This is a genomic window from Spirillospora sp. NPDC049652, assembly GCF_040675125.1.
Taxonomy (GTDB): Bacteria; Actinomycetota; Actinomycetes; order Streptosporangiales; family Streptosporangiaceae; genus Spirillospora.
Genome location: NZ_JBFAOF010000330.1, coordinates 1 through 7,136 on the forward strand (window position 1 = coordinate 1; position 7,136 = coordinate 7,136).

The window sequence follows — 7,136 nt, forward strand, 5'->3', positions numbered from 1 at the left end:
GCCGGCCTGCCGACGCACGCCGTCGCCCTTCGAAGCCTTGTCGTTCTTCGCGGCCTTGTCGCCCTGCGGCTTGTCCGCCGGCTCCTGCGCGTGCGATGCCTCGGGCTCGTGCGCGCGCGCCTCCTCCCCGGACGCTTCGCTGGGAACGTCGGCGGGGACAGCAGCGGGAAGGGCGGGCGGACGCGGCGGAATCGGGAACTGCTCGGTGGGCGCGTCCGGGGGAGTGGGACGCAGCAGGGGAAGCAGTTCGATCGCCGTGGGACGCTCGGCGGGGTCCACGGCCAGAGCGGCCCGGACGGCGGGGAGCAGGTCGCGGGGGACGCCCCCCAGGTCCGCGCGCCCGCGCAGGATGCGGGAGCAGATGGCCGCCGCCGGGCCGGAGCCGAAGGGCGGGCGTCCGGTCGCCGCGTGCACGATGGACGCGCCCCAGGAGAAGACGTCGGACGCCGGGGTGGCGCGTTCGCCGTCCAGCACCTCGGGCGCGAGGTAGCCGGGCGTGCCGATGGCGGTGCCGGTGAGCGTGAGGCGGGTCGCGTCCAGGACGTGCGCGAGGCCGAAGTCGATGACGACCGGGTCGCCGTCCACGAGCATGACGTTGCCGGGCTTGAGGTCGCGGTGGACGACGCCGCCCTCGTGGATCGCGACCAGGGAGCGCGCCAGCCCGCGCGCGCACCGCCGCAGGGCGGCCCCGCGCAGCGGACCGCGTTCGCGCAGCACCTCGTCCAGCGTCCGGCCCTGGACGTAGCGGGTGACGATGTACGGGCGGTGCGCGGTGAAGTCGGCGTCCAGGAGTTCGGCGACGAACGGGCCGCGCACCCGGCGCATGGTGGCGACCTCGCGTTCGAGGCGCTTGCGGGCGACCTCGTCGCGGGCGACGGCCGGATGCAGGACCTTCACGGCGACGGCGCGGCCGTGCTCGTCCAGGGCGAGGCTCACCTCGCCCATGCCGCCCACTCCGAGCTCTTCGAGCACCCGGTAGGGGCCGATCCGTTCTTCCGTTCGCACTGGGACACCCGCCGCGCTCGTGGACTGCGGTACGTGATCGTATGGGGTTTGCCCTGAGATGTCCCTGAGGCGCGACCGAACGGGTCTCATTCCCGTCACAGCGCACGGCGTCCTCCGATGACGGGCGCGGCGTCCGGAGCCGGGGGCCCGGCGGCCTTGTCCGAGGTGAAGCGCCCCACCCGCGCGCGGGGGAGCGGCTAGCATCACCCGCCATGCGGCAGGCGTTCCGAACCGCCCTCGTCACGGGCGCGTCCAGTGGGATCGGCGAGAGTTTCGCGCGCGAGCTGGCCGCGCGCGGGGCCGATCTGGTCATCGTCGCCCGCCGCGTGGACCGGCTGGACGCGCTCGCGCGCGAGCTGGTCGAGCGGTACCGGGTAGCGGTCGAGGTGATCGCCGCCGACCTCACCGACCCCGGCGACCGGGACGGGGTGGAGCACAGGCTGCGCCACGAACCGGTGGAGCTGCTGGTCAACAACGCCGGGTACGGCGCGTTCGGGACGTTCGCCGACCTCGCGCTCGACGACCAGCTCCGCGAGATCGAGCTGAACGTGAACGCGCTCGTGCGGCTGACCCATGCCGCGCTGCCCGGCATGCTCGCGCGCGGACGAGGCGGGGTGCTGAACGTCGCGTCCATGTCGGGGTTCGCGCCGTCCCCTGGCAGTGCCACCTATGGCGCGACCAAGGCGTATGTGGCGTCCTTCTCGGAAAGCCTGCATGCCGAGGTCGTCGGACGGGGCGTCCACGTCACCGCGCTTTGCCCCGGCTTCACCCGTACTGACGAGGCCCACGATCCGCACCCTCTGTGGCTGCGCCGTGAGGACGTGGCGCGGGCGGGCCTGGACGCCGTGGAACTGGGCCGCGCGCTCTGCGTCCCCGGTCTGCAGTACAAGGCGGCGATGCCCGCGCTCAAGATGCTCCCCCGGCCTCTTCTGAGGGCTGCGGCGAACCGTCTGTGGAAACAGGCCGCTGACTCTCAGTAGTCACCGGCCGGGGCCGGGCGGGTGCCGGTGACCGGGTTTCATCACTTCCGACAAGAATTTCGCCGTGCTCCTTGTGACGGGAGTGCCTTGACGGAGCCCGGACGGGCTCGCGACGATCGAACCTACGCTTTCGTAGGTTCGCGGATCGCCCCAGGCGGCCGCGGCCCCGGCCGATCCCCGCGGCGTCGCGCGCCGCCCCCGCAAGGGACACCGCCCGTGCGGAAGCACAGCGCGACCCATCGGCCGCCCTCCGTCCAGCGAAGGAACAGCATGACCGTGACGCCCGAGTCCAAGGACCAGCTCCAGCTCCTCATCGAGCTCGAGCCGGTCGTCGAGAACGAGCTCAACCGGCACCTCGGGGTGGCCAAGGAGTGGTTCCCGCACCAGTACGTGCCGTGGAGCCAGGGCCGCGACTACGACGGTCCGCTCGGCGGCGAGGGCTGGGAGCCCGGTGACTCCAAGATCACCGAAGAGGCGCGCGAGTCGCTGATCGTCAACCTGCTCACCGAGGACAACCTGCCCGGCTACCACCGCGCCATCGCCGACGTGTTCGGCCGGGACGGCGCGTGGGGCACCTGGGTCAACCGGTGGACGGCCGAGGAGAACCGGCACGGCATCGTGCTGCGCGACTACCTCTCCGTCACCCGCGCCGTCGACCCGGTCGCGCTGGAGCGCGCGCGCATGAAGCACATGGGGGTCGGCTACGAGGCCGACCACGGCGACTCGTTCCTGCACGGTGTGGCGTACGTCTCGTTCCAGGAGCTCGCCACCCGCGTCTCGCACCGCAACACCGGCAAGGCGTCCGGCGACCCGATCTGCGACCAGATGCTCGCGCGCGTGGCGGCGGACGAGAACCTGCACATGGTCTTCTACCGGAACCTGCTAGGCGCGGCGTTCGACCTCGCGCCCGACGAGACCATGCGGGCCGTCACCGACGTGGTCAAGGCGTTCCAGATGCCGGGGCACAGCATCGACGGGTTCCTGCGCAAGTCGGTGATCATCGCCAACGCGGGCATCTACGACCTGCGGCTGCACCACGACGACGTCCTGGTCCCGGTGCTGCGCAAGTGGGGCGTCTTCGACCGCACCGACCTGACCGGCGACGGCGAGAAGGCGCGCGAGGAGCTGGCCGAGTTCATGGCGGGCCTGGACGGCGCCGCCACCAAGTTCGAGACCCGCCGCGAGGAGCGCCGGGCCCGCCGCGCCGCCCGCGAGGCCTGACCCGCGCCTCCAGCACGGAACCCCTGGCGAGGGGCTACGGCACGGCACGTGCCGGAGCCCCCTCCGCCCCGGACCGGAGCGCCTTCCGCCCCCGGAGCCGACTTTCCCAGGAACGACCTCGGCGCAATAGGCGTCAAAGGGGCTATGGGGACGCATCGGCGACTCGGCGAGTATCGGTTGCTGAACGAGGTCGGGCGCGGGGGGACCGCGGTCGTCCATCTCGCCCTGGACGCCGCCGGCCACGAGGTCGCGGTCAAGGAGCTGCGGGCCGAGTTCGCGCCCGACGCGGAGGCGCGGCGGCGGCTGGCCCGGGAGATGGCGGCCCAGCGGCGGGTCGACAGCCCGTACGTCGCGCCGCTGCTCGGCGGCCGGATCGAGACCGACCGGCCGCACCTGGCCATGGGCTACGTGCCGGGCACGCCGCTCGGCGCCCTCGTGGACGCGTACGGGCCGCTGCCCCGGGCGCGCGTGCCGGGGTTCGCCCGGACGCTGGCGCTCGCGCTGGCCGCCGTCCACGACGCGGGGGTGCTGCACCGGGACGTCGCGCCGGGCAACGTCATGGTGCTCGGCGACCGCCCGACGCTGATCGACTTCGGCATCGCGCACGAGCCCGGAGCCGACCACGTGCTCTACACGGCCGAGCGGCCGCGGCACAAGCGGCGCATGGTCGCGGGCACCCCGGCCTATCTGGCCCCCGAGCTGATCGAGGGCGGGAACGCCGGGACCGCCTCGGACGTCTTCGCCTGGGGGGCGACCGTCGCGTACGCGGCCACCGGCCGTTCGCCGTTCGGCACGGGGTCGCTGCACGCGGTGTGCTTCCGGATCCTGCGCGGGATGGCCGATCTAGACGGAGTGCCCGGCCCGCTGGCCGAGCCGGTCCGGCGGGCGCTCTCCCGCGACCCGGCGGACCGTCCGTCGGCGCGCTGGCTGGCCGGGGCGCTCGCCGAATGGGGACGCGAATCCGCCGGTTCCGCGAACTCCCGCGCCCACGCGGCCGTCGCATGATCGTGAGGGTCGTGCGGACGGACCGCACCCCGGCCGGCGAGCGCCCCGGCCGGGTCGGCGGCAGGGCCGGCGGCGGGGCGGACGGCGGCTTCCGGCCGGGCCTGCGGCTCGGCCGGGACGAGCGACGAAGGTAGGGTTTCGGAAGTGATGAAGGGGGTTGCCACGTCCGGGGACAGCATCGACCAGTCGATCGGCCACTACCGCGTCCTGGAGACTCTCGGGGAGGGCGGCATGGGGGTCGTCTACCTCGGTGTGGCCCCCGACGGGCGCGAGGTGGCGATCAAGGTGCTGCGCCCGGCGGTCGCCGGGGACGCGACCGCGCGCCGCCGGCTGGCCCGCGAGACCGACTCGATGCGCCGGGTGCGCAGCGCCAACGTGGCCGAGATCCTCGACGCGGACGTGACCGCCGACCGGCCCTACATCGTCACCCAGTACGTCCCGGGCCGCACGCTGGAGGAGGTCATCGAGGAGACCGGCCCGCTGCGCGGCCGCGCCCTGCAGCGGCTCGCCGCGGGCCTGGCCGAGGCGCTGGCGGCGATCCACGACGCCGGGATCATCCACCGCGACCTCAAGCCCGCGAACGTGATGCTGCTGGACGGCGAGCCGATCGTGATCGACTTCGGCATCGCCCAGGCCGCGGACGCGACCCGGCTGACCGCCACCGGCATGGTGATCGGCACCCCCGGCTACCTCGCCCCGGAGATCATCGAGGGCGAGGACGCGGGCCCGCCGTCCGACGTGCACGCCTGGGCGGGCACCGTCGGCTACGCCGCGACCGGACGGCCGCCGTTCGGCTCCGGCACCTTCGAGTCGATCTTCTACAAGATCATGCAGGGCCGTCCGGACCTGGACGGGGTGCCGGAGGCGCTGCTGCCGGTGCTGCGCGCCGCGATGGCCCGCAACCCGGCCGAGCGCCCCGAGGCCGTGACGCTGACCGGCCTCGTCCAGCGGATCAACATCGAGGCGACGCTCGCCGACCACACCCGGCTCGACGACCAGCTCAGCACCCGTCCCGACCACGGCACGCCGCTGCTCCTGCCGCCGCCGCCCGACGCGGAGACCGCGCGGGACACCGCGAACCCCCTGGGCGCGCCCGCGGCCGGCGGCGAGCCGGAGACGCCGCGCGACACGCCGCCGCCTATGCCCGCGCCGATCGTGGTCCAGCAGCCCAAGGACTTCATCGGGATGCTGCCGCCGGCCGCGCCCCCGCCCGTCCCGCCGCCCGCGCCGGGGCCGTTCGACCGTCCGGCGCGCGCCGGGTACCCGCAGGCGGGCCACGCCCGTCCGCCCGCGCAGCCGCAGCCGCAGCCGCAGAGCTGGCCCCCGCAGGAGGGGCTGCGCCGCGGCGACCCGCCGCAGCCGTACGACCCCTACGGCCGGCAGGCCCAGCAGCGTCCCGACCAGCAGCGGCCGGAGGCGCAACGGCCCGACCAGCGGCGCCCTGACCAGCAGCGTCCGGAACGGCCTCGGCCCGACCAGCAGGAGAAGCGCGAGCAGCCGAAGCCGTACGGCTGGTACCGGGTGCTGAGCCTGATCGTCCTCGGCGGTCTGCTCGCGTTCGCGAACATCGCCCCGCTGCTCGCGGTCGCCGTGACCGTCGCGGGCGTCCTGGTGCTGCGCGCGGGCGACAAGGCCGCGCGTGGCATGGAGGGCCGCCGCACCCGGCGCGGTCCGCGGTCGGGCGACGCGGTCGGCGCGGCGTTCCGCACGCCGCTGCACCTGCCCGGCGCGGTGATGTCGACGGCGCTGCTCGCGGGGCTGTCGGTGCTGGCCGGCGGGGTCCTGCTCGGCGTGCTCATGTTCGCCTACCCGAGCATGACGGCCTCCCGCGCGGTCGCGTACTCCGCCATGCTCGTGATCGGCCTGCTGACCCTCGCCCCGGGCAGCGGCGCGCCGCGCCGCCAGCTCGCGCGGGTGTGGGGGGCGCTGCTCCCGCGCGCCGAGGCGGCCCTGGCCGGGGTGCTGGTCCTCGGGATCTTCACCGCCGTGCTCGCCGTGCTGTCCAACAGGCAGCCGCCCGACACCACCCCGGTGGACGGGATGAGCCGCAGCCTGGACAACGTCCGCGGGCGCGTGGAGGACATCCTCAACGGCCACATCCCGTTCCTCGGCTGACCGGCGCCGCACACCCCGTGGAAAGAGGCCGCACACCCCGTGGAACGAGACGGTCCTGAACGGCCACGTCCCGTGGCCGGATGGTCGCGGTGAGCGGCCGGAGGCGGTCGCTTTCCGCACGGCTTGGAAACGGTGCGCGCATGACGCCTCGGTCGGGCCCCATGCCCGATAAAGTGCCGGATCCATGAGCGGCGAGACGAGCCACCAGGAGCACATCGGTCCGTACCGGCTGCTGTCCAGGCTGGACGGGCCGTCCGGTGCGGTCCACCGGGCGGCGGACCCGTCCGGCCGCGACGTGGCGATCCGGATGCTGCCGCCGGGCGCGGCGCCCGACGTCGAACGCATGCGCGCGGTGCTCAGCCCCTACGTGGTGGACGTCCTGGACGGTGATCCCGGCGCCCGCCCGCCGTACGTCGTGTCGCGCCTCGTGCCCGGCCGCCCGCTCGCCGAGACCGTCGCCGAGGGCGGCCCGCTGCGCGGTCCCGCGCTCCGCACGATGGCCGTCGCGTTGGCCAAGGCGGTCGCCGCGATCCACCGGGCGGGCCTCGGGCACGGCGCGCTCGACCCGAACTGCGTCGTGGTCGTGGACGGCGCCCCGGTCGTGGTCGACTTCGGCCTGGTCGCCGACCCGGAGGGTCCGGCGGCCGACATCCGGGCCTGGGCGGAGACCGTCCTGTTCGCCGCCACCGGACGCGAGCACGCCCCCTCCGGCGCCGCCGCCCTCCAGGAGGCCGCCGCGCAGGCGGACGTGCCCGAACCGCTGCGCCCCCTGCTCCGTGCCGCCGCCGCGCCCGACCCCTCGGCGCGTCC

Annotated in this window: 7 protein-coding genes; 6 read left to right on the forward strand and 1 reads right to left on the reverse strand. The window is 74.8% G+C overall.

All coding sequences use genetic code 11. The features are described 5' to 3' along the window. On the reverse strand, window positions 1-1,005 hold a 1,005-nt coding region (locus tag AB0J52_RS21030; RefSeq protein ID WP_500183353.1), incomplete at its 3' end, for a protein kinase domain-containing protein. Between the two features lie 212 nt (window positions 1,006-1,217). Here AB0J52_RS21030 and AB0J52_RS21035 point away from each other — a divergent pair. The 6 genes from AB0J52_RS21035 to AB0J52_RS21060 all read left to right on the forward strand — a co-directional run. Then, window positions 1,218-1,985 carry an SDR family NAD(P)-dependent oxidoreductase gene (locus tag AB0J52_RS21035; RefSeq protein ID WP_500183355.1) on the forward strand — a complete coding sequence of 256 codons (768 nt, stop codon included), beginning with the start codon at window positions 1,218-1,220 and terminating at the stop codon, window positions 1,983-1,985. 270 nt (window positions 1,986-2,255) lie between these two features. After that, complete coding sequence (locus AB0J52_RS21040; RefSeq protein WP_500183357.1) at window positions 2,256-3,206, forward strand: acyl-ACP desaturase; 951 nt, start codon at window positions 2,256-2,258, stop codon at window positions 3,204-3,206. Window positions 3,207-3,383: 177 nt separating this feature from the next. Beyond that, a complete protein-coding gene (locus tag AB0J52_RS21045; protein WP_500183358.1) occupies window positions 3,384-4,211 on the forward strand; it encodes a serine/threonine-protein kinase in 828 nt (275 codons plus the stop codon). 11 nt (window positions 4,212-4,222) lie between these two features. Then, window positions 4,223-4,345, forward strand: coding sequence for a hypothetical protein (locus tag AB0J52_RS21050; RefSeq protein WP_500183360.1), 123 nt, complete (start codon window positions 4,223-4,225; stop codon window positions 4,343-4,345). Between the two features lie 13 nt (window positions 4,346-4,358). Next, entirely contained in the window at window positions 4,359-6,326 is a 1,968-nt protein-coding gene (locus AB0J52_RS21055; RefSeq protein ID WP_500183361.1) for a protein kinase domain-containing protein, read from the forward strand. A gap of 184 nt (window positions 6,327-6,510) precedes the next feature. After that, window positions 6,511-7,136 (forward strand): protein kinase family protein (locus AB0J52_RS21060; RefSeq protein ID WP_500183363.1); only part of this gene is annotated, 626 nt, incomplete at its 3' end.

Excerpts from the sequence above, each read along its gene's own strand:
- AB0J52_RS21055 (WP_500183361.1), top strand. The coding sequence starts at position 4,359 with ATGAAGGGGGTTGCCACGTCCGGGGACAGCATCGACCAGTCGATCGGC.
- AB0J52_RS21035 (WP_500183355.1), top strand. The coding sequence starts at position 1,218 with ATGCGGCAGGCGTTCCGAACCGCCCTCGTCACGGGCGCGTCCAGTGGG.
- AB0J52_RS21040 (WP_500183357.1), top strand. The coding sequence starts at position 2,256 with ATGACCGTGACGCCCGAGTCCAAGGACCAGCTCCAGCTCCTCATCGAG.